This is a genomic window from Pseudarthrobacter cellobiosi, from assembly GCF_023913815.1.
GTDB lineage: Bacteria > Actinomycetota > Actinomycetes > Actinomycetales > Micrococcaceae > Arthrobacter > Arthrobacter cellobiosi.
This window is the reverse complement of sequence record NZ_JAMXBK010000021.1, coordinates 220,586-242,665: the sequence shown is the minus strand read 5'-3', so window position 1 is coordinate 242,665 and position 22,080 is coordinate 220,586. Positions and strand designations below refer to the sequence as shown.

Below are 22,080 nucleotides of genomic sequence, written 5' to 3'. Positions count from 1 at the left end.
TCCTCACAGACGGCCGCTTCTCCGGCGGAACCACCGGCCTCTGCATCGGCCACGTGGCACCGGAAGCTGTCGACGGCGGCCCCATCGCCTTCGTCAAGGACGGGGACCGGATCCGCGTGGACATCGCCGCCCGCAGCTTCGACCTGCTGGTTGATGAGGCCGAACTCGAATCCCGCAAGATCGGCTGGGAGCCCCTCCCGGCCAAGTTCACCAAGGGTGTGCTGGCCAAGTACGCCAAGCTGGTCCACAGCGCCTCCACGGGCGCATACTGCGGGTAGCACGGTTTCGTTCCTCAACCTCCGGCCGCTGGTTGAGCCCAACTAGGTAGCAGTAACTGTCGTTATGAGCGCTCATAACGACAGTTACTGCGACCCAGTTGGGGAACGTGGCCAACCAGTGGACAATGGAGTCCACACTGTGAGATGCGCACAGTCCTCGTTGACATGTATCTCACACAGAGGGAAAACTGAACGCATGATCGCATTCGTTACCAGCTGCGCCGCTGCAGATGCAGCCGTCGTCCTTACCAAGCGCGTGGCTAACTAGCCCGACTGGTAACGAACCGTCACGCGCAACCCCTCGAAAAGCCGCCAGGCTGAGGGGTTTTTTTATTTCCCGCATTTCCAAGTACACAGATGATCCACAAGGAAGAGTCCGATGAGCAAAGGATCGCCGATCAGCCCCTCGCTGATGGCTACTAAGTCCGCTGGAGCCCCCAAGGCTCCGGAACGCGCCGACCGTACGGCTGACCAGCCCGCCGTCGTCGCTGATCTTGCCGCTGTCTCTCCTGTCCTTGGGCCGAACAACGTTGTACCCCCAACGGTGATGACCGGCTCGCAAGCTATTGTCCGCTCGCTCGAAGAACTCGGCGTCGACGATATTTTTGGTTTGCCTGGTGGCGCGATCCTGCCTACCTATGACCCCTTGATGGCCTCCAGCATGAATCACGTACTGGTCCGTCACGAACAGGGAGCCGGCCACGCCGCGCAAGGCTATGCCATGGTTACCGGTCGGGTGGGCGTCTGTATCGCCACCTCGGGCCCCGGTGCCACCAACCTCGTTACCCCCATCATGGATGCCCACATGGACTCCGTGCCGCTGGTGGCCATCACCGGCCAGGTCTCCAGCGGCGTGATTGGCACCGATGCCTTCCAGGAAGCCGACATTGTTGGCATCACCATGCCGATCACCAAGCATTCGTTCCTGGTGACCGACCCCAACGACATCCCGCACGTTATGGCAGAGGCGTTCCACCTGGCCTCCTCTGGACGTCCCGGCCCGGTGCTCGTAGACATTGCAAAGGACGCCCAGCAGGGTCAGATGACCTTCTCCTGGCCGCCGAAGATCGACCTCCCCGGCTACCGCCCGGTGACGCGCGGCCACAACAAGCAGGTCCGCGAAGCAGCCAAGCTGATCGCCGCGGCCACCAAGCCGGTGCTGTACGTGGGCGGCGGCGTGGTCAAGGCACACGCCTCCAAGGAACTCCGCGAACTGGCTGAACTGACCGGCGCCCCCGTTGTCACTACCCTGATGGCGCGCGGCGTGTTCCCCGATTCCCACCCGCAGCACGTGGGCATGCCGGGTATGCACGGCACCGTTTCCGCGGTCACGGCGCTGCAGCAGTCCGATCTGCTCATCACCCTCGGAGCCCGCTTCGATGACCGGGTGACCGGCATCCTGAAGTCCTTCGCGCCGAACGCCAAGGTGATCCACGCGGATATTGACCCCGCCGAAATCTCCAAGAACCGCACCGCCGACGTGCCGATCGTGGGATCCGTCAAGGAAATCATCCCCGAGCTCACCGAGGCTGTCCGCTCACAGTTCGAATCCGCCGGCACGCCGGACCTCACCACCTGGTGGGCGTTCCTTAACAACCTTAAGGAAACCTACCCACTGGGCTGGACCGAGCCGGAGGACGGGCTCAGCGCCCCGCAGCGCGTCATCGAACGCATCGGCGCGCTGACCGGCCCTGAAGGCATCTACGTTGCCGGCGTTGGCCAGCACCAAATGTGGGCCGCGCAGTTCATCAAGTACGAGCGCCCGCACGCCTGGCTGAACTCAGGCGGCGCCGGCACAATGGGCTATGCCGTACCGGCTGCCATGGGCGCCAAGGTGGGGGAGCCGGACCGTGTGGTCTGGGCCATCGACGGCGACGGCTGCTTCCAGATGACCAACCAGGAACTGGCCACCTGCGCCATCAACAAGATCCCCATCAAGGTTGCCATCATCAACAACTCCTCGCTGGGCATGGTCCGCCAGTGGCAGACCCTGTTCTACGAGGGCCGCTACTCCAACACGGACCTCAACACCGGCCACGAAACCGTGCGGATCCCGGACTTCGTCAAGCTGGGGGAGGCCTACGGCTGCGCTTCCTTCCGCTGCGAGCGGGACGAGGATATTGATGCCACCATCCAGAAGGCCCTCGAAATCAATGACCGCCCCGTGGTCATCGACTTCGTGGTGAGCCCCGACTCCATGGTGTGGCCAATGGTGCCCGCCGGCGTGAGCAACGACCAGATCCAGGTTGCCCGCAACATGACCCCGGAATGGGAAGAGGAGGACTGAACATGACCCGCCACACACTGTCCGTTCTGGTTGAAGACAAGCCCGGTGTACTGACCCGCGTCGCGAGCCTCTTTGCCCGACGCGCCTTTAACATCAACTCCCTGGCCGTCGGCCCGACGGAAGTTCCGGGCATGTCCCGGATGACCGTCGTCGTCGACGCCGACGGTGACCTGATTGAACAGGTCACCAAACAGCTCAATAAGCTGGTCAACGTGATCAAGATTGTTGAGCTCACCTCCGAATCTTCCGTGCAGCGAGACCACATCCTGGTCAAGGTACGTGCGGATGCCGCGACTCGTCTGCAGGTGACCCAGGCTGCAGACCTGTTCCGTGCTTCAGTGGTTGACGTCTCCACAGACTCCGTCGTCATTGAAGCAACAGGCCACCCCGAAAAGCTCACGGCGCTGCTCTCAGTGCTTGAGCCCTTCGGCATCCGCGAAATTGTGCAGTCCGGCACCCTGGCCGTTGGACGGGGATCCCGCTCCATGAGTGACAGGGCTTTGCGCAGCGCTTAGTTAAGGCGGGGCACGGCCCCACCTGCGGCGCAATGCCCGTGCAGTACCGCAACACCCCAGACTAATTACCCAGTGAATCACTCAAGAGGAGTTACCCAAGTGACTGAAATGTTCTACGACGACGACGCCGACCTGTCGATCATCCAGGGTCGTAAGGTCGCCATTGTTGGCTATGGCTCCCAGGGCCACGCCCACGCGCTGAACCTGCGCGACTCCGGCGTCGAGGTTGTCATCGCCCTCAAGGAAGGCTCGAAGTCGATCGCCAAGGCCGAAGAAGCCGGCTTCAAGGCCCTGACCGTTTCCGACGCCGCCGAATGGGCCGACGTCATCATGATCCTGGCACCGGACCAGCACCAGCGCTCGATCTACAACGACTCCATCAAGGACAAGCTGACCCCAGGCAAGGCACTCGCCTTCGCCCACGGCTTCAACATCCGCTTCGGCTACATCGAGGCACCTGAGGGCGTTGACGTCATCCTGATCGCTCCGAAGGCTCCCGGCCACACCGTGCGCCGCGAATTCGAAGCAGGCCGTGGCATCCCGGACATCATCGCCGTGGAGCAGGACGCCTCCGGCGCAGCCTGGGACCTGGCCAAGTCCTACGCCAAAGCCATCGGCGGCACCCGCGCCGGCGTCATCAAGACCACCTTCACCGAAGAGACCGAAACCGACCTCTTCGGCGAGCAGGCTGTCCTGTGCGGCGGCGTGTCCCAGCTGGTCCAGTACGGCTTCGAGACACTGACCGAGGCCGGCTACCAGCCGGAGATCGCCTACTTCGAGGTGCTTCACGAGCTCAAGCTCATCGTTGACCTCATGTGGGAAGGCGGCATCGCCAAGCAGCGCTGGAGCGTTTCCGACACCGCAGAGTACGGCGACTACGTCTCCGGCCCGCGCGTCATCACCCCCGACGTGAAGGAAAACATGCAGGCTGTCCTCGCCGACATCCAGAGCGGCGCGTTCGCCAAGCGCTTCATCGACGACCAGGACAACGGCGGCGAAGAGTTCAAGGCCCTGCGTGCCAAGGCTGAGCAGCACCCGATCGAGGCCGTTGGCCGCGAATTGCGCTCCCTGTTCGCCTGGCAGCAGACGGACGAGGACTACGTAGAGGGCTCCGCAGCCCGCTAAGTCTGCTGTGCGGGTGCTCCTCGGGGTGCCATCATGAGGCCGGGTTCACTTAACAATGTGAGCCCGGCCTTTCCGTCCGCCTAGACTTGTTCCATCCCAAGGACTGCAACGCAGAGGATCACTCGTGTCAAAACCCGTAGTACTGCTCGCCGAAGAACTTTCGCCCGCCACCATCGAGGCCCTCGGCCCGGACTTCGAGATCCGCCAGACTGACGGCTCCGACCGGTCCCAGCTGCTCGCCGCCATCGCGGACGTGGACGCCATCCTGGTCCGCTCCGCCACCCACCTGGACGCCGAAGCCATTGCCGCCGCGAAGAACCTCAAGGTCATCGCCCGCGCCGGCGTTGGCCTGGACAACGTTGACATTAAAGCCGCCACACAGGCCGGCGTGATGGTGGTCAACGCCCCGACTTCGAACATCATTTCGGCAGCGGAACTGACGGTGGGCCACATCCTGAGCCTCGCACGCCACATCCCGCAGGCCAGCTCCGCGCTGAAAAACGGTGAATGGAAGCGCTCCAAGTACACCGGCATCGAACTATTCGAGAAGAAGATCGGCATCATCGGCCTGGGCCGCATCGGCGCCCTCGTTGCTGCCCGCCTCCAGGGCTTCGACACCGAAATCCTCGCCTACGATCCGTACATCACCTCGGCCCGCGCCGCGCAGCTCGGAGTCAAGCTCGTCACCCTCGATGAACTGCTGAGCCAGTCGGACTTCGTTACCATCCACATGCCCAAGACGCCGGAAACCGTCGGCATGCTCGGCGCTGACGCGTTCACCAAGATGAAGTCCACCGCCTACGTGGTCAACGTGGCACGTGGTGGCCTCGTGGACGAAGAGGCTCTCTACGCAGCCCTGCAGGACCGCCAGATCGCCGGCGCAGCCGTGGACGTCTTCGTCAAGGAACCCAGCACGGACCTGCCGTTCTTCGCCCTGGACAACGTGGTGGTCACCCCGCACTTGGGTGCATCCACCGATGAAGCCCAGGAGAAGGCAGGCGTCTCGGTTGCCAAGTCCGTTCGATTGGCGCTGGCCGGCGAACTCGTACCGGATGCCGTGAACGTGGCCGGCGGCGTGATTGCCCCCGACGTCCGTCCGGGCATCCCGCTGATCGAAAAGCTGGGCCGGATCTTCACCGCGCTGACCCATGCCTCCCTGACCCAGATCGACGTCGAGGTGGCCGGCGAGATCGCGGCGCTGGACGTCAAGGTCCTGGAACTGGCCGCGCTCAAGGGCATCTTCGCCGATGTGGTGACCGAACAGGTCTCCTACGTCAACGCCCCGGTTATCGCCGAACAGCGCGGCATCAACGTCCGCCTCATCACGACGGCGGAAGCGGAGGACTACCGCAACGTCCTCACCATCCGGGGTGCTTTGAGCGACGGCAGCCAGATCTCCGTGGCAGGTACGCTCACGGGCCCGAAGCAGGTGGAGAAGCTCGTCGGAGTCAACGGCTACGACGTTGAGATCCCCATCAGCGAGCACCTTGTGGTGGTGGCCTACGCTGACCGGCCGGGTGTGATCGGAACCATCGGACACATCCTGGGTATGAACAACATCAACATTGCCGGCATGCAGGTGGCACGGCAGACGGAAGGCGGCCAGGTTCTGGCACTGCTGACCATCGACAGTTCCGTTCCGCAGCAGGTGCTTGACGCCATCAAGGCAGGCATCGGCGCCGAAATGGTCCGCGAAGTGGACCTCGAGGACTAAGAACCGCACCGCCATCAACTACGCGTGACCGAACCTTAACGTCGGCAACGTATGATTGGCCGGTCTGCTTACAATGGCTAGGTCCTGTTTCAGGACCAGGCCGGCAGACCGGCCAATACTTTTTGCACACCAGGCAGGAAATCCTATATATCCGCCGCCTGCGGATCCCGGTGTGCGCACGCAATCCAGGTTTCAGGGAGCCCAATGAACGCCGTCCAGAGGTTCATCAGAAGCAAAGTGCTGCTGCTGACCGCGGCCATCTTGATCGCAGCCATGTGCTTGTCGGTCCTCGTCCAAGGCCAGTCGCAGGCCGCACTCAACCGAACGGTGGATGAAAACTCGCGGGGTCTCTACGACGTCCTGGTCCAGGCCAAGGCAGGCTCCGGGGCGCTGATGCAGCCGGAGATCGCCAACGGTGGCGGCGGCATCGGCTTCGACCAGCTCGAGAGCATCCGGAAGCTTTCCGGAACGTCCGTGGCGGCCCCCATCAGCCTGGTGTCCCGCGTGACGCAGAACCTGGAAGCGCCACGGCTCGACGCCATGGACTACCTTGGCTACAACTCCGGGCTGGCAGGCACAGCGACCACGGACCAGGCCGCCGGCGCCACAGATCCCAGCAAATGGCCCGCTGCTGAGTCCGTGCTCGGCGATACCCCCAAGAGCTACCGCCTGACCGCCAGTGCCGTCAGCTCCGACGGTGTCTCCGAGCAGACCCTGTTCAAGTCCACGGCCGAGGGCAGCCTGGGCAAGGCCAAACTCGTCGAGGAGAAGGCTGCCGGGGGCACCAGCATCCGGATCGCACCACCCGCAGGCGAGACGGGCATCAAATTCCCCGCTCCAGCCGGCGGCTCCGAACATAACCTGTTCAACCTTTCGGTGTCACTGCCCCTGTCTCCCGAAGTGACCGAGTCCGTGGTCGCCGTCGACCCCGTCTCCGAGCGCGCACTGCTCGGCTCGGCGGGCGACTTCCTCGCCCCGCTGGAGAAGGCCCCGCCCGCTGACGCGCGGAACGCCGGAGCCATCGGCCGGCACTTCGAAAGCCTCTTCACCAACGGCATCAGCCTGGAAGAGCTCAACGAGGGCCCTGACTTCCTCGGTGTCAAGCTCAAGTACTGGGCACCGCTGATGACGCAGTACCAGCAGGCGAAGCGCAGCGGACAGCTGACCGCGGACTCGCAGGCCATTCCCCTGGTTGTCCGTTCCGGCACATCCCTGGACCTTAAGTACAACGTGAAGATCGAGGAGATCGACGCCGCGGGCAAGGTTGTCAAGGAAGTCGGCACCGCCACGCGTTCCCTCGGTAAGGACTACCTGCCGTTTGTGTCCAAGGACCCGTTCGCGCTGTCCTGGCCCGGCTCCACCGACCACTCCGGTCTCCTCGGCAGCGCCGGCAACTTCAACCAGGGCCTCTACACCCCGGCTACGTGGAGCACCGACTTCGCTGCCGCGCCGAAGTACACGGACGGCGACGCCGCGGCCAATGGGGCGGTCCAGAAGACCGCCGTTCCCGGCGACTGGGTCACCGTAAACCGCCTGCCGGAGAAGGGTGCCAACGGCGCCCCGGTGGACCAGACCCAGCGTGAGCCTGTGGATGAACGTTCCTACCGGGAAGACCTGGCAACAGGGGAAAAGCTCGCGGCTCCGCTGGCCATGGTCTATGGGACCTTCGACCCCGCGGCTGTCGAGAAGGCCGCCGGCGACGTCAACCGCCTTCCGCTGGGTGGCTACGACCCCACTCCGTTTACCCTCACCAAGGATGCCGAAGGCAAGACAGTCACCGGTACCGAACTCAAGCCTTCACTCAGTGCCACCGGACTGGCGAGCCAGTCGGCCGGTGCCATCACCGACTTCTACGGCCTGGCCGCAGCACGCGGCTACAAGGACAACGCCGCCGTGATCGACGCCGTACGTGTCCGGGCCAAGGCCCCCGGAAGCTGGAAGGAAGCCCAGCCCGACGTCGAAAAGCTCGCCAGCGAGATCCGCGAAATGGGTCTTGAGGCTACTGTTGTGGCCGGTTCCGCCCGTGAGGACGCCAGCATTTTTGTCCCCGGATACTCCAAGGACGACGCCGGCAAGGAGTCAGCGCTGGGCACTGTCCAGCAGTCCTGGGTCCGGCAGAATGCAGCGGACGCAGTCTCCGGCTCCCTCACCGGGACCAACGTGACACTGCTCTTCCTGACGCTGTGCGGAGCCGCGCTGTTGACCGGCGCCTCCACCGTCAGCTACATCCGGAAACGCAAACGCGAAGCCGGAACCCTCCGCGCCATGGGCTGGACCCAGCTGCGCATCAGGAACTGGGTGCTCGAGGAATTCGGTGTCGGCGCTGCGCTGCTCGCGGTAGCCGGGATCATCCTGAGCCTGGTGAGCTGGAGCGTGACCACAGCCATCGTCTCAGCCTCCGTCCTGGTCCTGTATGCGGCAGCGGCCTTCTTCGCCGCCCAACAGCTGCGCCACCGTGATGTGGTGGACCAGGAACCGCAGCACGACGAGCGGCTGATCCCGGTGGACTCCCCGCTGACCTTTGCCAACCGGCAGCTCAGCACGAACAAGTTCAACACTCTGTCCCTGGCCGTCGCAGTCGGCGTGTTCGGCGCCGCGGTGGGCGGGCTGGTGGCCTTGCTCATCGACATTCCCCGTGCCGCCGGAGCGAGCGCCCTCAGCGGACTGGCCGCAGCAAGCGTGGCGCTGCCCAGCATGCTCCTGGCACTTGCCGGCGTCGCAGTGGGGCTGGTCCTGACCTTGGTTACCGGCCGGTTTGAGCTCAACGCCAAACGCCAGTACCTGGGCATCCTTGAGGCCATGGGCTGGAACCCGGACATGCTCCGCCAGGTCCGGCTCTTCGAAAACGCGCTGGTGGGCACGGTGGCCCTGCCGCTGGGCGTCCTGGGCGCGCTGGGCATCGGGCTCCTACTTGCCCCGTATGCCGCGCTATGGGCCGGCGTCGCCGGCCTGGTGGCTGTACTTTGCTGGATACCGATTGCAACGAAAGTGGTCCAATGACAAACGAGACGAATGTTCACCGGAGCCGGAGGTCCGGCTTGGCTGAGGCCCCCCTGCAGACCCGGGCCAACACCATCGTCAAGGCCGCGGACCACGGGACCCCGCTGGAACTGAGCGACATTACCATCCGCTACGGAGGCGGCAAGGGCGGTGCCGAAGCAGTCAGTGTTGTGGAGGGCTTCGACCTCACGCTGCACGCCGGCGAGATGCACTGTGTTGCCGGCCGAAGCGGATCCGGCAAGACCAGCATCCTGACAGTGGGCGCGGGACTGACCCTGCCGACGTCGGGCCGTGTCTTCTGGGAAGGGGATTCCCTCGAAAGCATGGGCGACGACGAAATCGCCGACCGCCGTCGGGCCCTGATCGGTTACGTTGACCAGGGCGGCGCCCTGATCGACGGCATGAGCGCCCTCGAAAACGTGCTCCTGCCGGCCGTGCCCGACGGCGAGGTGGACCAGCGCCGCGACATGGCCAAGGACCTCCTGGACCTGGTGGGCCTGGGCCGCCGGATGCGGCACCGTCCGGCCCAGCTGTCCGGTGGTGAACGCCAGCGTGTGGCGATCGCCCGAGCCCTGATCCTGGGCACGCGCGTCCTGGTGGTTGATGAGCCCACGGCCAGCCTGGACCGGGCCTCCGCCAACCGCATCATCAGCATCCTCAAGGACACCACCTCGGACGGCATCGCAGTACTGGTCGCTTCACACGACCACGAACTGGTCCGCCTGAGCGATACGCTGACTGAACTGATCTAGCCCTACCCCTTCGCACCAAAGGTAACGTCCGCACGTGAGCGCAACAGCCAAAACCCCGTTCTACATCACCACGGCCATCACCTACCCGAACGGTGTTCCGCACATCGGACATGCCTACGAGTACATCGCCACCGACGCCATGGCGCGCTTCAAGCGGCTTGACGGCTTTGACGTGATGTTCCTGACGGGCACGGATGAGCACGGCATGAAGATTGCGCAGGCGGCCGAGAAGGAAGGCGTCACGCCCAAGGAGCTGGTGGACCGCAACGCGGAAGTCTACAAGTCTGCCCACGCCGCGCTGGGGATCACGTACGACCGCTTCATCCGGACCACGGACGCTGACCACTACGCAGCGTCGCAGGCCATCTGGAAGAAGATGGAAGCCAACGGCGATATCTACCTGTCCAAGTACGAGGGCTGGTACTCCGTCCGGGACGAGGCCTTCTATGTGGAGGACGACACCCTGGTCAAGGACGACGGCGTGCGGTACTCCAAGGAGACAGACACCGAGGTGACGTGGACGGCTGAGGAGAGCTACTTCTTCCGGCTGTCCTCCTACCAGGACCGCCTGCTGGCGCTGTACGAGGCCCAGCCGGAGTTCGGGGCACCGCAGTCCCGCTTCAACGAGGTCATCAGCTTCGTCAAGCGCGGCCTCGAAGACCTGTCGATCAGCCGCACCACGTTCGACTGGGGTGTCCCCGTCCCCGGCAACGACAAGCACGTCATGTACGTCTGGGTGGACGCGCTCACCAACTACCTGACCGGCGTCGGCTACCCGGACGTCGAGTCGGAATCCTTCAAGAAGTTCTGGCCCGCCGATGTGCATGTGATCGGCAAGGACATCTCACGGTTCCACGCCATCTACTGGCCGGCGTTCCTGATGAGTGCCGGCATTGAGCTGCCCAAGCGCGTAATGATCCACGGCTTCCTGCACAACAACGGTGTGAAGATGTCCAAGTCGCTCGGCAACGTGGTGGCACCGGCAGACTTCGTGGCGCAGTACGGGCTGGACCAGGTACGGTTCTTCTTCCTCCGAGAGGTCCCGTTCGGCGCCGACGGCAGCTACAACCATGAGGCCATCGTGGGCCGCATGAACTCGGACCTGGCCAACAACTTCGGCAACCTGGCGCAGCGTTCGCTGTCCATGGTGGCCAAGAACTGCGAGGCCCGGGTCCCGGTTCCGGGTGCCTTCACGGCTGAAGACACCGCGATCCTGGCGCAGGCCAACGGGCTCCTGGAGACTGCCCGGGCCGCCTTCGAAAAGCAGGAATTCAGCCGCGCACTCGAGGCCATCTGGGGCGTCCTGGGGGACACCAACGCCTACTTTGCCGAGCAGGCTCCCTGGGTACTGCGGAAGACCGACGTCGAACGCATGAACACCGTGCTGTACGTGACGCTGGAAGTGCTGCGCATCGTGGCCATCCTGGCCCAGCCCGTGATGCCCACCGCCACGGCCGCGCTGTTGGACACGTTGGGACAGCCCGACGGCGGATCGCGCCAGTTCTCCGCGCTCACCACACCTATTGTCGCCGGAACTCCGCTGCCGGCTCCGGCGCCCGTCTTCCCCAAGTATGAGGAACCGGCCGAAGCCTAGGTATGTCCCTGCTGGCTACTTGCTGGTACGCGGACTGAGTATTGTTCCGGGTCCGGTCAGTAGGGCCCGCCTTGTAAGGCGGGTACTGAGTACTGGAGACATCCTGGTGTCCGTCTGTCTAGCCTTATCTGGTTAGCAAACTGATGATTCGCATCTGGGAGAACCGTCGCCCCGATGCTGTCCGTTTGCCTTTAGCCCTCCGTGTCGGGGATGGCGCCGTTCTTCCACCTGTCTGATCAGTTTGGACCAGACAATGGATGGAGACGGAAATGAAACGGATCCTTGCCGCTTTTGGTGTCGCGGGTCTTGCGCTATTGGGTGCCACTGCGCCGGCCACCGCGTCGCCTTCTGAGGACGAGAAAAAGATCACCATTTGCCACGCCACCGGCTCGGAAAGCAATCCCTACGTGCCGGTGACCATCAGCCTCAACGCGCTCAACGCCCACGTGGGCCACCAGCACGATGAGGACATCATTCCGGCCAACGACGGGAAAGTTCTTCCCGGCGGCCAGAACCTTGACAAGGCCGGCATCTGGAATGCAGGCTGCGCCGCACCAGGCGAGCCGAACGGCAACGGCCACGGCGATCACAAGATCACCATCTGCCACGCCACCGGCTCGGACAAGAACCCGTACGTGCCGATTACGATCGCTCTGCAGGGACTCAACGGCCACGCCAATGCCAACCACCAGCACACTGAAGACATCATCCCGCCGAACACCGGCAAGGTGCTGCCTGCAGGCCAGAACTGGACGGCTAAGGGGCAGGCAACCTACAACAACGGCTGCGTTCCCACATCGGTGCCGACAGTAGTGCCGCCGGGAGAGACTCCCAGGGGGGCGGTTGTGGGTACGCCGGGCGAGACTCCCAGGGGGGCGGTTGTGGGTACGCCGGGCGAAACTCCCAGAGGTGCTGTTGTGGGTGCGCCAGCGGGTCAAGGTGCCGTAGCCGCCAACAACCCTGGCTTCAATGTCCAGACTGCAGTGGCAGGTTCGACTGACGTTTCCATCGCCCCCTGGGCCGCTGGCATCGTCGTGATGTTGCTCGCTGCAGCGGGAGTGGCTGCCCGCAGGACCCTGGCAGCCAGCGGTACCGTATCCCGGCCCCGGAAGGAATGACGCCGGCTACTGCCGCCCGCAGGGGCGCTGTTTGAATCACCGGCAGGCGCCGTGGCCGCAAAGGGCGCGGCGTCTGCCGGCAAACCGGGCAAATCCGACTGACAGCGGGTAACGATGGACAGCGATGGAAGGCTCTTCACCGCCAAGAGCATTGTCTTTGTGGCGCTGTGTGGCATGCTGGCCTACCTGGCGTTCGCATTTCTGCCATTCCTGGCCGGGCCGGGAGCGTCGCCGGCAGTGACCGGGGTTGCTGTGCAGTCGACCACCCAGGCCCCAGCGCCGTCCACCCCCACGCCCTCCACGGACACCGGCGCTCCGGTCCCGGCGGGTCCGGCAGCGTCCCCGCCGCAGCGGCTGGTGTATCAGGCCGCAGACATCGATGTAGTGGTCCACCCGCTCGAACCCACCGGCGAGGACCAGGCCACCCAGACCATCGTGCCGCCGCCCACCATGGACGGCTACTGGCTGTCGCCCTACGGTGTGCCCGGAGTGGGCTCGGTCAATACCACCTACATTGCCGGCCATAGCTGGGTGGACAGGGACGCGCCGTTCAACCGGCTGAGTACACACGCGGCAGCAGGTGACAGGCTGACCGTGGCCACAGCCACGGGCGAAGTGGCCTACTTGGTGGATTCAGTGACTACCTACGAAAAATCCGGGCTCAAAGACAGCCACATCTGGCAAGTGGCACCCAACAGGCTGGTCCTCATTTCCTGTTACACGGATGATTTCTGGGGCACCAACGTGGTGGTGGTGGCCTCACCGGAGGACCCAGTCCTCCGTCTCAGCAAATGAGACCGATTGTCCGGCATGCGGATCATCTTAATATTCTTGGAGCATGAGCGCATCCACGATCAATCTCGCTGTCATTCCCGGTGACGGCATTGGCCCAGAGGTCATTGCCGAGGCACTGAAAGTCCTCGAAAAGGCTGTCGCCGCTGAAGGCGTTGTCCTCGAGCAGACTCACTACCAGCTCGGTGCCGAGCACTGGCTGGCCACCGGCGAGACCCTTCCGGATGAGGTCCTCGCCGACCTGCGCACGCGGGACGCGATCCTCTTCGGTGCGGTCGGCGCCGCCCCCGGCGACACCCGGATTCCGTCCGGTATCATCGAGCGGGAGATGCTGCTCAAGCTCCGCTTCAGCCTGGACCACTACGTCAACCTGCGGCCGTCGCGGCTGTACGGAACAGTCGGCAGCCCGCTGGCCAATCCCGGCATCATCGATTTTATCGTCGTCCGCGAGGGAACCGAGGGTCCATATGTGGGCAACGGCGGCTCGCTTCGCACCGGCACACCCCACGAGGTGGCCACCGAGGTCTCACTCAACACGGCATATGGCGTGGAGCGCGTTGTCCGCGATGCCTTCCGCCGCGCCAGCGCCCGGGAACGCAAGCATGTGACCCTGGTGCACAAGCACAACGTCCTGGTCTACGCCGGCCACCTGTGGAAGCGCACCGTCGAGTCGGTGGCCCAGGAATTCCCCGAGGTCACCCACGATTACCTGCACGTTGATGCGGCCACCATCTTTATGGTCACCGACCCCTCACGCTTCGATGTCATTGTCACCGACAACCTCTTCGGCGACATCCTCACTGACCTCGCTGCAGCCATCACCGGCGGCATCGGGCTGGCGGCGTCCGGCAACATCAACATGGACCGCACCGCCCCGTCCATGTTTGAACCGGTCCACGGCTCGGCCCCGGACATCGCCGGACAGCAGAAGGCAGATCCCACCGCGGCCATCCTGTCGGCGGTGCTCCTGCTGGACCACCTCGGCTACACCGCCGCGGCCCGCAGGATCGAAGCTGCGGTGATCGCCGACGTCGAAACCCGCGACGGCGGCGCCCGCAGCACCAGCGCCGTCGGGGACGCCATCGCCGCAGCGCTCTAGGCCCGGCCGGGAGGTCCTGCCAACGGGCGTAAGCTTGTTTCGAATCACCAAATGCTGCCCTGCGGTTCAGTGTTGAACCACATTCAGAAGGCAGCCGATCGTGGAGGAACCATGACTCAGACCGCCCATGGCGTCGAATTTAACCAGCAGCTCTCGGCAACCCCGAAGTCAGCTGAAGAGCGTGCAGCCATCCTGGCCAACCCGGGATTTGGCAATTACTTCACCGACCACACCGCCGTCGTCGACTACAGCGTGGACGAGCAAGGCGAGGGTGGCTGGCACAACGCCCGCGTTGAGGCCTACGGACCCATCTCCCTGGACCCGTCTGCCGCGGTGCTGCACTACGGCCAGGAGATCTTCGAAGGCCTCAAGGCATACCGCCACGCTGACGGCTCAATCTGGACCTTCCGTCCGGAGGCCAACGCGGCCCGCCTGAACAAGTCGGCCCGACGCCTGGCACTTCCGGAACTGCCCGAGGAATACTTCCTCGGCGCCATCCGGGAACTGGTGCAGGCGGACAAGGAATGGGTTCCCGCCGGTGACGGCGAGGCCCTTTACCTGCGCCCGTTCATGATCGCCACCGAGGCGTTCCTGGGTGTCCGGGCAGCGCGGGAGGTGTCCTTCCGGGTGATCGCATCGCCCGCTGGCAACTACTTCGGCGGCGAACTCAAGCCCGTGTCCATCTGGATCTCACGCGAGTACGCCCGCGCAGGCCGCGGCGGCACCGGTGCCGCCAAGTGCGGCGGCAACTACGCAGCCTCCCTGATCGCCCAGCAGGAAGCCGAAGCCAACGGCTGCAAGCAGGTGCTGTTCCTGGACCAGTTCAACGACAACGCCGTCGAAGAGCTCGGCGGCATGAACGTGTTCTTTGTGATGAAGGACGGATCCCTCGTGACTCCTGCACTCACCGGAACCATCCTGGAGGGAATCACCAGGATGTCCGTTATCCAGGTGGCCAACGACATGGGCCGGCAGGTCACCGAGCGCAAGATCACCCTTGATGAATGGCGCGACGGCGTGGCCTCCGGCGGGATCACCGAGGTTTTTGCCTGCGGCACCGCAGCGGTGATCACCCCGATCGGTGTCCTGAAGGACACCACCGAATTCATCGGTTCCGAGGACGCGAAGGCGGGGGAGACCACCATGGCCATCCGCGAACAGCTCCTCGGCATCCAGACCGGAACCGTGCCGGATACTCACGGCTGGCTGACCCGCCTGGCCTAGGCACGCCACGCACTTAGGAATAACGACGGCGGTTGGCCGGCGCTGTGGGAAGTTCAACACAGTGCCGGGCAACTGCCGTCGTCCGTTAACGGGGTCTTCCATTAATAGTGAGTCGCGGCCTCAGCGGCGGGCGGCCTTCCGGGCCGCGTTCTTGAGGGCCTTGCGGGAGACCGGCTTCAGGGCTTTGCGCGCCGCTTCGTCGTCCAGGGCACGGTTGCGGCGGGCATCGATGACGTCGTTCCAGAGTGCGGTGGCGAAGGCACCGCCGTCCTGGGCGTAAACGTCGTAGGGATAGTCGGCAAAGATGGACTGTTTGCTGCCGCCGGTGGGCAGATCCGTCCCTGTTGCCTCCGCAACGGCGTCGGCCACAGCCCAGGTCCGGGTGAGGTGCTTCGTGAGGTTCGCCTGGACAAAAATGTTTGCGTCGCTGGAGGCAGCGGCGCGCGCGTCAGGAGCGCGTCGAGGTCACGGGCCAGGAACCTGGACGCCCCGGCTTCCACGGGTAGTGAACCTGATCTGAAGTCCTCAGCGAAAGCGTCGACTTCCTCGCGCCAGTCGGTGGTTTCGCGGAACTTCTGCCACGTGGGAAACCAGACAATGGAGCCCGTCGCGTGGTTGTGGATGTGCAGCAGACCGCTGTTTTTCTCTGCCAGTGCGTGGTCGTGTCCCGCGGCGTCGGCGCCGGACAATAGTTCGGACAGCGAGGTGGTGGGTGAAGTGCTCATGGGTATGCCTGGCTGCTCTCTCTGGGCGGTGGGTTCACCAGCCATAACCCGCCCCGGGGGTGCGGTTATTCCGTGCCGTCCTGATGCGAAGATGGTGCAGTGAACTCCACCTCGAGCGGCGCTCCAGTCGCTGCCAGCCCACTGACGGCTTTCTTCCTGGCACCCAACCCCGGGCCCATGAGCCTGGACGGCACCAATTCGTACGCCATCTCCGCCCCCGGCGCCAGTACATCCGTGGTGGTGGATCCGGGCCCGGCGGACGAGGGCCACCTTCGCCGCCTCGCAGACGTGGGCCCCGTGGAACTCATTCTCGTGACGCACCGCCACTCCGACCACACGGCAGGCTCCCAGCGGCTCCATGAGCTCACCGGCGCCCCGGTCCGCGCGGCCGATCCCCGGCACTGCCACGGCGGCGAGCCCCTGCAGGACGGTGAAACCATCCACGCGGCGGGTGTTTCCATCCGGGTCCTGGCAACGCCGGGCCATACGTCCGACTCCGTCTGCTTCCACCTTCCCGGCGACGGCCCGCACGGCTCTGTGCTGACCGGCGACACCATCCTGGGCCGCGGCACCACCATGCTGGACTACCCTGACGGCAGGCTGGGGGATTACCTTGAGTCCCTGGACCGGCTCGAAGCCCTTGGCCAGGCCACCGTCCTGCCGGCCCACGGCCCGGTGCTTCCCTCCCTTGCGGCCGTTACCCGCTCCTACCGCGAGCACCGGCAGGAGCGTCTGGCGCAGATCCGCGCAGCGCTGGCCCGCTTTGGCGGGGACGCCACTGTCGCGGACGTGGCGGACGACGTGTACGCCGACGTCGAACCTTCCGTCCGGCGGGCGGCCGAAATGTCGGTGGCCGCGCAGCTGGACTACCTCCGTGGGCTGCCCGGGGCCTGACCGGCGGACGTGACGCAGGGCAAGTGCCGCCGCTCAAGACGGTAGGCTAGCCACCATGCGTATTGCCAGGTTTGTAGTCGATTCTGATCCCCTCTACGGCGTTGTTGAAGGAGAGCCCGGCAGTGAGGAAATCACTGTCATCAACGGCGACCCCTTCTTCAACGGGGTGGAGCGCACGCACGTCAAGCACAAGCTCGAAGACGTCCGGCTCCTGGCCCCGATCATTCCCCGCAGCAAGGTGATCGGCGTGGGACGCAACTTCGCCGAGCACGCCGCCGAGCTGGGCAACGAAGTCCCGCAGCAGCCGCTGCTGTTCCTGAAGCCGAACACCTCCGTCATCGGCCCCGGCGACCCCATTGTGCTGCCGGAATTCTCAGACGAAGTTTCGTTCGAGGCCGAGCTGTGTGTGGTCATCGGCCGGATCTGCAAGGACGTCCCGGAAGACCGCGTCGACGACGTCATCTTCGGCTACACCTGCGGCAACGATCTCACCGCCCGCGACGTCCAGAAAACGGACCTGCAGTGGGCCCGGGCCAAGGGCTTCGACACCTCGGCACCCCTCGGACCCTGGATCGAGACCGAGCTGGACACCGAAGACCTGGCCATCAAGGGCTGGCTCAACGGTGAACTGCGCCAGGACGGCAGCACCAGCCAGATGATCCGCGGCGTCCGGGAAATCGTCTCCATCGTGTCCCAGGCCTTCACCCTGCTCCCGGGCGACGTCATCATGACCGGCACCCCGGCCGGCGTCGACCTCGTCACCGCGGGGGACCGCTACGACGTGGAGATCGAGGGCATCGGCCGCCTGTCCAACCCGGTGGTCCGCCGCTGACGGGTAAAGTTGGAACCACTATGACTACTGCCTCCGCGCTGAACCCTGCCGCCATCCCGTCCGTCACTGCCGAAACCCCGGTCCGGGTGCGGTTCTGCCCGTCACCCACGGGCACCCCGCACGTGGGCCTGATCCGGACGGCGCTGTTCAACTGGGCCTATGCCCGGCACACGAAGGGGACCCTGGTTTTCCGCATCGAGGACACGGACTCGGCGCGGGACAGCGAGGAAAGCTACCACCAGCTGCTGGACGCGCTGAAGTGGTTGGGCATCACCTGGGACGAAGGTGTCGAGGTGGGAGGCCCGCACGAGCCGTACCGCCAGTCCCAGCGCAGCGACATCTACCAGGATGTCATCGCTCGGCTGAAGGCCGGCGGCCACATTTACGAGTCCTACTCCACGCCCGCTGAAATCGAAGCCCGCCACCGTGCGGCGTCCCGCGACCCCAAGCTGGGTTATGACGGGTTTGACCGTCACATCACCGAGGAACAGCTGGCCCAGTACAAGGCAGAAGGCCGCCAGGCCGTGCTGCGCCTGCGGATGCCGGACGAGGACCTCACGTTCAAGGACCTCGTCCGCGGCGAGATCACGTTCAAGGCCGGCTCCGTGCCGGACTTCGCGGTGGTCCGTGCCAACGGCGCGCCGTTGTACACGCTGGTGAACCCGGTGGACGATGCCCTGATGGGCATCACGCACGTGCTGCGCGGCGAAGACCTGCTCAGCTCCACGCCGCGCCAGATCGCCCTGTACCGTGCCCTCTACGCCATTGGCGTTGCGGAGTACATGCCGGAGTTCGGGCACCTGCCGTACGTCATGGGCCAGGGCAACAAGAAGCTCTCCAAGCGCGACCCCGAATCCAGCCTGTTCCTGCACCGCGAACGCGGCTTCATTCCCGAGGGCCTGCTGAACTACCTGTCCCTCCTGGGCTGGTCCCTGAGCGCCGACGAGGACATCTTCACCGTCAAGCAGCTCGTGGAGCACTTCGACATCCACGATGTGCTGGCCAACCCGGCACGTTTTGATCTGAAGAAGGCAGAAGCCATCAACGGCACGCACGTCCGGCTGCTTGAGGCCGCCGATTTCCGTGCGCGCCTGGTGCCGTACCTCCGGGCCGCGGACCTGGTAGGGGAGATCCTCACGGACCGGGAGGAAGAGATCCTCACCGAGGCTGCACCCCTCGTCCAGGAGCGGATCACCCTGCTGGGGGAGGCCCCGGAAATGCTCGCCTTCCTGTTCAAGGCCGACGACGCGATCGACGTCGCGGACGACGCCCGCAAGGGCCTGCCCGCCAACCTGACCGAAGTACTTGATGCCGCCCTTGCGGCCCTTGAGCCTGTTCAGGACTGGAACCCGGAGGAGATCCAGACGGCCCTGAAGCAGGCACTCGTGGAGGACCTCGGGCTGAAGCCGCGGCTGGCCTTCGGTCCTGTCCGCACCGCCATCTCCGGGCGCCGGATCTCGCCGCCACTCTTCGAATCCATGGTGATCCTGGGCAAGGACTCGTCCCTGAGCCGGCTCCGCACCTTCCGCGGCTGATGTCCGCCACCGGCACCACCGCTGACGGAGTCCTGAAGACGCGCTTCGGGACCATCCGGGGCGTCCTGTTCGACATCGACGACACCCTGGTGGACCTCGAATACGCCATGACCACAGCCCTTCGCGAGGTCAGCGAGCACCTCCTGCCCGGTCTGGACCAGACCGGGTGGGAGCGTTTCGGCAGGATCTTCACGCACGAGACCACGCACTACTACGACCGGTACCTGGCCGGGGAGTTGACCTTCAACGACCAGCGCCTTCTGCGGGGACGCGCCGCCCTGGGGCACTTCGGGGTGGATCTTGCCGACGGCGAAGAAGCGCACGGGTGGCTCTCGGCCTACAGCCGGCTGCAGCCCACGTATGTGCGTGCCTTTGAGGACGTGCTGCCGCTCCTGGACCTGCTGGACGCTGCCGGCATCCCCTACGGTGCCGTCAGTAACAACGTGCACGACTACCAGCGGGCCAAGCTCGACGGCGCCGGCCTGGAACGCGTCCGCCGCCTGGTTGGCACGGACACCGTAGGCGTTGCCAAGCCTGAGCCGGCCATCTACCTCGAAGGAGTCCGCCTGCTGGGGACTGTCCCGGAGGAGACCCTGTATGTGGGGGACAACAGGATGCTGGACGCAGACGGTTCGACGGCGGCGGGCCTGATAGGCGTCTGGCTCAACAGGGTGGGGGAGCCAGCGCCGGATTTCGCCGGTCACAAGATCACCTCGCTGTCACAGCTGCTGGGCTGACCAGCCGTCTACCCGGCAGACTGAAGCCTTTGCCTGTTCCGCAGCACCATGTAGATGCCCACGGATCCGAGTACCAGCACAGCAACCAGGCCGAGGGCAACGGCGGTATCCGACTTCCCCACCATGCTGGTGGGCGAGATGGCCGCTGCGCTGGAGTACAGAGTGTCCGTGCCATCCGCAATCCGGGCGTTGCCATCAGCAAGTTTCCCGGCACCGGTCGCCAACTCTGTCGATCCCGAGGCCAGCTTGGTGTTGCCTGTGGCCAGTTTCGAGGCGCCTGCCGCCAGTGCCTGGGAGCCCTGGAGCAGGCCAGGGGTTGAGGGATCGGCGGGATCGCCCTTGATCCCGGCATTCAGTGCCAACGTGCCGTCCGCCAGCCGTGAGCTGCCCTCCGTGATCTTGGCGACGGCATTGATCAGGCCCGGGCGGTCGGCATTGCCAGGCACGCCGTCCATGCCGGTGCGGATCTGGGACGTTCCGGCGGTCAGCAGTTCGGTGCCGAGCACAACGCCCGGGTTGTTGGGATCGCGGCTGTTGAGCTTTTCACCCAGGGTGGCGAAGCCGGCGGTGAGGCGCCCCGTTCCCGTATGCAACTGCGCCGCTCCGTCATTGAGCTTCCCGGCGCCAGCCTGCAGTTGCTGCGCCCCGGCGTCGAGCTTGTGGGCTCCAGCGGTGATCTTGGCGATCTTGTCCTTGATTACGGCCAGCGGCACCAGACCCTGAAGCGGGTCCGAGGCCGCCGCCTCCAGCAGCTCAAGGGCCTGCGCCAATGCTGCCGTACCGGTGCCGGCCTCGGGGGAATTGTTCGCTCCTCGGTAGCCCTTCAGCTGGGCCGTTCCGGCGGCCAGCTCTCCCGTCCCGGAGGCCAGGCGGGCCGCACCCGCATCCAGCGCAGTCGCGCCGTCCGCCAGGTTGTTCTCGGCATTTCCGGCGGCCGTAGGCGTCAGTGCCGCGGCGAGCTGGGTTGCTCCGGCGGCGAGCTTTCGGGCGCCATCGTCCACTTTGTACACGCCGGGCGCGAGCTTGTTGTTGACGTCAGTTTCGATCTTGACAGCGCCAGCGGCGAGCTGGTCTGCACCGGACTGCAGTTTTTCAGCGCCCGGGGCCAGCTTCTCGCTGACACCCAGGAAGACTTTGTCGGCGCCGGAGGAGAGCTTGCCGGCACCGGTGTCTGCCATGCCCGCGCCGGCCGCCAGCTGACCGGCGCCGTCCTTGAGCTGCTCGGCGCCGGCCGAGGCCTGGCCCGCACCGTCCATCAGCTTGGCCGATCCGTCGGTGATCCTGCCGGTGACCAGTGTGTAAAACCCAAGCAAAGCAATCAGCATCAGGGCCAGGACGGCGATGGCAAGCTGCTGTGCCCGGGTTCGGGTCTTGATGGGCGCGGCGGCACGACTTTGTGTCACGGTGGGTCCTCTCGATGGTTTGCCGGCAGTGTGAAATCTGCCGGCCACCCACCTGGACCAGGGGCGGCAAGTCCGGACGCAAAACTAAATTCCGAAGTGCCTGCAGCAAAGGCAGAGGGTGGTTACTCTCGGGTAACTTACCGAGAGTAAACTTATTCCGGGTGATCTGGCAAGGGGTCCGGACCCCGGGTCTTCGGTGCCGATTTGTGCCAGCCCAAAGTCTCGGGTAAAGTAATTTCTCGTGCTGAGGCGCACGGAGCGCGGCTTGAAGCCCGAAACTCCGGCCCGAAAGTATCATTGGGATATGGTGTAATTGGCAACACTACGGTTTCTGGTACCGTCATTCTAGGTTCGAGTCCTGGTATCCCAGCTCTGTTTGGTCGCAGGCTAACCGCGGCAAATCAGTGGTTTCAGATCGGTTCGCCGATTTGAAACGCGCGCTGAGTGTATGAAATA

Annotated in this window: 17 protein-coding genes, 1 tRNA gene and 1 pseudogene; 17 read left to right on the top strand and 2 right to left on the bottom strand. The window is 64.9% G+C overall.

Annotated features, from left to right (window positions below):
- The 12 genes and pseudogenes from NG701_RS07990 to NG701_RS07935 all read left to right on the top strand — a co-directional run.
- A pseudogene (locus NG701_RS07990) lies at nucleotides 1–278 on the top strand (dihydroxy-acid dehydratase domain-containing protein); the annotation flags it as partial.
- A 379-nt stretch (nucleotides 279–657) separates the two neighbouring features.
- On the top strand, nucleotides 658–2,565 hold the full coding sequence (locus NG701_RS07985; protein WP_252566122.1) for an acetolactate synthase large subunit: 1,908 nt from the start codon (nucleotides 658–660) through the stop codon (nucleotides 2,563–2,565).
- A gap of 2 nt (nucleotides 2,566–2,567) precedes the next feature.
- Nucleotides 2,568–3,080: an acetolactate synthase small subunit gene (gene ilvN / locus NG701_RS07980; protein WP_028271611.1), complete on the top strand. Its 513-nt coding sequence runs from the start codon at nucleotides 2,568–2,570 to the stop codon at nucleotides 3,078–3,080.
- A gap of 99 nt (nucleotides 3,081–3,179) precedes the next feature.
- Nucleotides 3,180–4,205, top strand: coding sequence for a ketol-acid reductoisomerase (gene ilvC / locus NG701_RS07975; protein ID WP_252566118.1), 1,026 nt, complete (start codon nucleotides 3,180–3,182; stop codon nucleotides 4,203–4,205).
- A 124-nt stretch (nucleotides 4,206–4,329) separates the two neighbouring features.
- Nucleotides 4,330–5,919 (top strand): phosphoglycerate dehydrogenase, encoded by a 1,590-nt coding sequence (serA, locus tag NG701_RS07970; protein ID WP_252566116.1) that lies wholly within the window; start codon nucleotides 4,330–4,332, stop codon nucleotides 5,917–5,919.
- A 204-nt stretch (nucleotides 5,920–6,123) separates the two neighbouring features.
- Nucleotides 6,124–8,919, top strand: coding sequence for an ABC transporter permease (locus tag NG701_RS07965; RefSeq protein ID WP_252566113.1), 2,796 nt, complete (start codon nucleotides 6,124–6,126; stop codon nucleotides 8,917–8,919).
- Entirely contained in the window at nucleotides 8,916–9,671 is a 756-nt protein-coding gene (locus tag NG701_RS07960) for an ABC transporter ATP-binding protein (RefSeq protein ID WP_160671852.1), read from the top strand. Before NG701_RS07965 ends, NG701_RS07960 begins: the two co-directional genes overlap by 4 nt.
- Before the next feature lie 34 nt (nucleotides 9,672–9,705).
- Nucleotides 9,706–11,265: a methionine--tRNA ligase gene (gene metG, locus NG701_RS07955; protein WP_252566109.1), complete on the top strand. Its 1,560-nt coding sequence runs from the start codon at nucleotides 9,706–9,708 to the stop codon at nucleotides 11,263–11,265.
- Between the two features lie 269 nt (nucleotides 11,266–11,534).
- Nucleotides 11,535–12,383, top strand: coding sequence for a hypothetical protein (locus NG701_RS07950; protein WP_252566107.1), 849 nt, complete (start codon nucleotides 11,535–11,537; stop codon nucleotides 12,381–12,383).
- Nucleotides 12,384–12,497: 114 nt separating this feature from the next.
- Entirely contained in the window at nucleotides 12,498–13,178 is a 681-nt protein-coding gene (locus tag NG701_RS07945; protein WP_252566104.1) for a class F sortase, read from the top strand.
- Nucleotides 13,179–13,221: 43 nt separating this feature from the next.
- Complete coding sequence (locus NG701_RS07940; protein ID WP_252566101.1) at nucleotides 13,222–14,274, top strand: 3-isopropylmalate dehydrogenase; 1,053 nt, start codon at nucleotides 13,222–13,224, stop codon at nucleotides 14,272–14,274.
- Between the two features lie 111 nt (nucleotides 14,275–14,385).
- Nucleotides 14,386–15,498 carry a branched-chain amino acid aminotransferase gene (locus NG701_RS07935; protein ID WP_252566098.1) on the top strand — a complete coding sequence of 371 codons (1,113 nt, stop codon included), beginning with the start codon at nucleotides 14,386–14,388 and terminating at the stop codon, nucleotides 15,496–15,498.
- A 120-nt stretch (nucleotides 15,499–15,618) separates the two neighbouring features.
- Here NG701_RS07935 and NG701_RS07930 read toward each other — a convergent pair whose 3' ends face one another.
- A complete protein-coding gene (locus NG701_RS07930) occupies nucleotides 15,619–15,867 on the bottom strand; it encodes a hypothetical protein (RefSeq protein ID WP_252566096.1) in 249 nt (82 codons plus the stop codon).
- A 455-nt stretch (nucleotides 15,868–16,322) separates the two neighbouring features.
- Here NG701_RS07930 and NG701_RS07925 point away from each other — a divergent pair, with 455 nt between their 5' ends.
- From NG701_RS07925 to NG701_RS07910, 4 genes are read left to right on the top strand one after another with little or no spacing between them, the layout of a single operon-like run.
- Nucleotides 16,323–17,117, top strand: coding sequence for an MBL fold metallo-hydrolase (locus NG701_RS07925; protein ID WP_252566093.1), 795 nt, complete (start codon nucleotides 16,323–16,325; stop codon nucleotides 17,115–17,117).
- A 55-nt stretch (nucleotides 17,118–17,172) separates the two neighbouring features.
- Entirely contained in the window at nucleotides 17,173–17,949 is a 777-nt protein-coding gene (locus NG701_RS07920; RefSeq protein ID WP_058932084.1) for a fumarylacetoacetate hydrolase family protein, read from the top strand.
- Nucleotides 17,950–17,969: 20 nt separating this feature from the next.
- On the top strand, nucleotides 17,970–19,484 hold the full coding sequence (gene gltX / locus NG701_RS07915) for a glutamate--tRNA ligase (RefSeq protein WP_252566090.1): 1,515 nt from the start codon (nucleotides 17,970–17,972) through the stop codon (nucleotides 19,482–19,484).
- Complete coding sequence (locus NG701_RS07910) at nucleotides 19,484–20,221, top strand: HAD family hydrolase (RefSeq protein WP_252566087.1); 738 nt, start codon at nucleotides 19,484–19,486, stop codon at nucleotides 20,219–20,221. The genes gltX and NG701_RS07910 overlap by 1 nt, the downstream gene beginning before the upstream one ends.
- A gap of 8 nt (nucleotides 20,222–20,229) precedes the next feature.
- On the opposite strand, the gene NG701_RS07905 is transcribed toward NG701_RS07910, so the two are convergent.
- Nucleotides 20,230–21,624: a hypothetical protein gene (locus tag NG701_RS07905; protein ID WP_252566084.1), complete on the bottom strand. Its 1,395-nt coding sequence runs from the start codon at nucleotides 21,622–21,624 to the stop codon at nucleotides 20,230–20,232.
- A 298-nt stretch (nucleotides 21,625–21,922) separates the two neighbouring features.
- Here NG701_RS07905 and NG701_RS07900 point away from each other — a divergent pair.
- Nucleotides 21,923–21,994 (top strand) — tRNA-Gln (locus NG701_RS07900).
- The last annotated feature ends 86 nt before the right edge of the window (nucleotides 21,995–22,080 follow it).

Coding starts and splice junctions, on each gene's coding strand:
- NG701_RS07985 (WP_252566122.1), top strand. CDS start 658: ATGAGCAAAGGATCGCCGATCAGCCCCTCGCTGATGGCTACTAAGTCC.
- ilvN (WP_028271611.1), top strand. CDS start 2,568: ATGACCCGCCACACACTGTCCGTTCTGGTTGAAGACAAGCCCGGTGTA.
- NG701_RS07965 (WP_252566113.1), top strand. CDS start 6,124: ATGAACGCCGTCCAGAGGTTCATCAGAAGCAAAGTGCTGCTGCTGACC.
- NG701_RS07960 (WP_160671852.1), top strand. CDS start 8,916: ATGACAAACGAGACGAATGTTCACCGGAGCCGGAGGTCCGGCTTGGCT.
- NG701_RS07950 (WP_252566107.1), top strand. CDS start 11,535: ATGAAACGGATCCTTGCCGCTTTTGGTGTCGCGGGTCTTGCGCTATTG.
- NG701_RS07945 (WP_252566104.1), top strand. CDS start 12,498: ATGGACAGCGATGGAAGGCTCTTCACCGCCAAGAGCATTGTCTTTGTG.
- NG701_RS07940 (WP_252566101.1), top strand. CDS start 13,222: ATGAGCGCATCCACGATCAATCTCGCTGTCATTCCCGGTGACGGCATT.
- NG701_RS07935 (WP_252566098.1), top strand. CDS start 14,386: ATGACTCAGACCGCCCATGGCGTCGAATTTAACCAGCAGCTCTCGGCA.
- NG701_RS07920 (WP_058932084.1), top strand. CDS start 17,173: ATGCGTATTGCCAGGTTTGTAGTCGATTCTGATCCCCTCTACGGCGTT.
- gltX (WP_252566090.1), top strand. CDS start 17,970: ATGACTACTGCCTCCGCGCTGAACCCTGCCGCCATCCCGTCCGTCACT.
- NG701_RS07910 (WP_252566087.1), top strand. CDS start 19,484: ATGTCCGCCACCGGCACCACCGCTGACGGAGTCCTGAAGACGCGCTTC.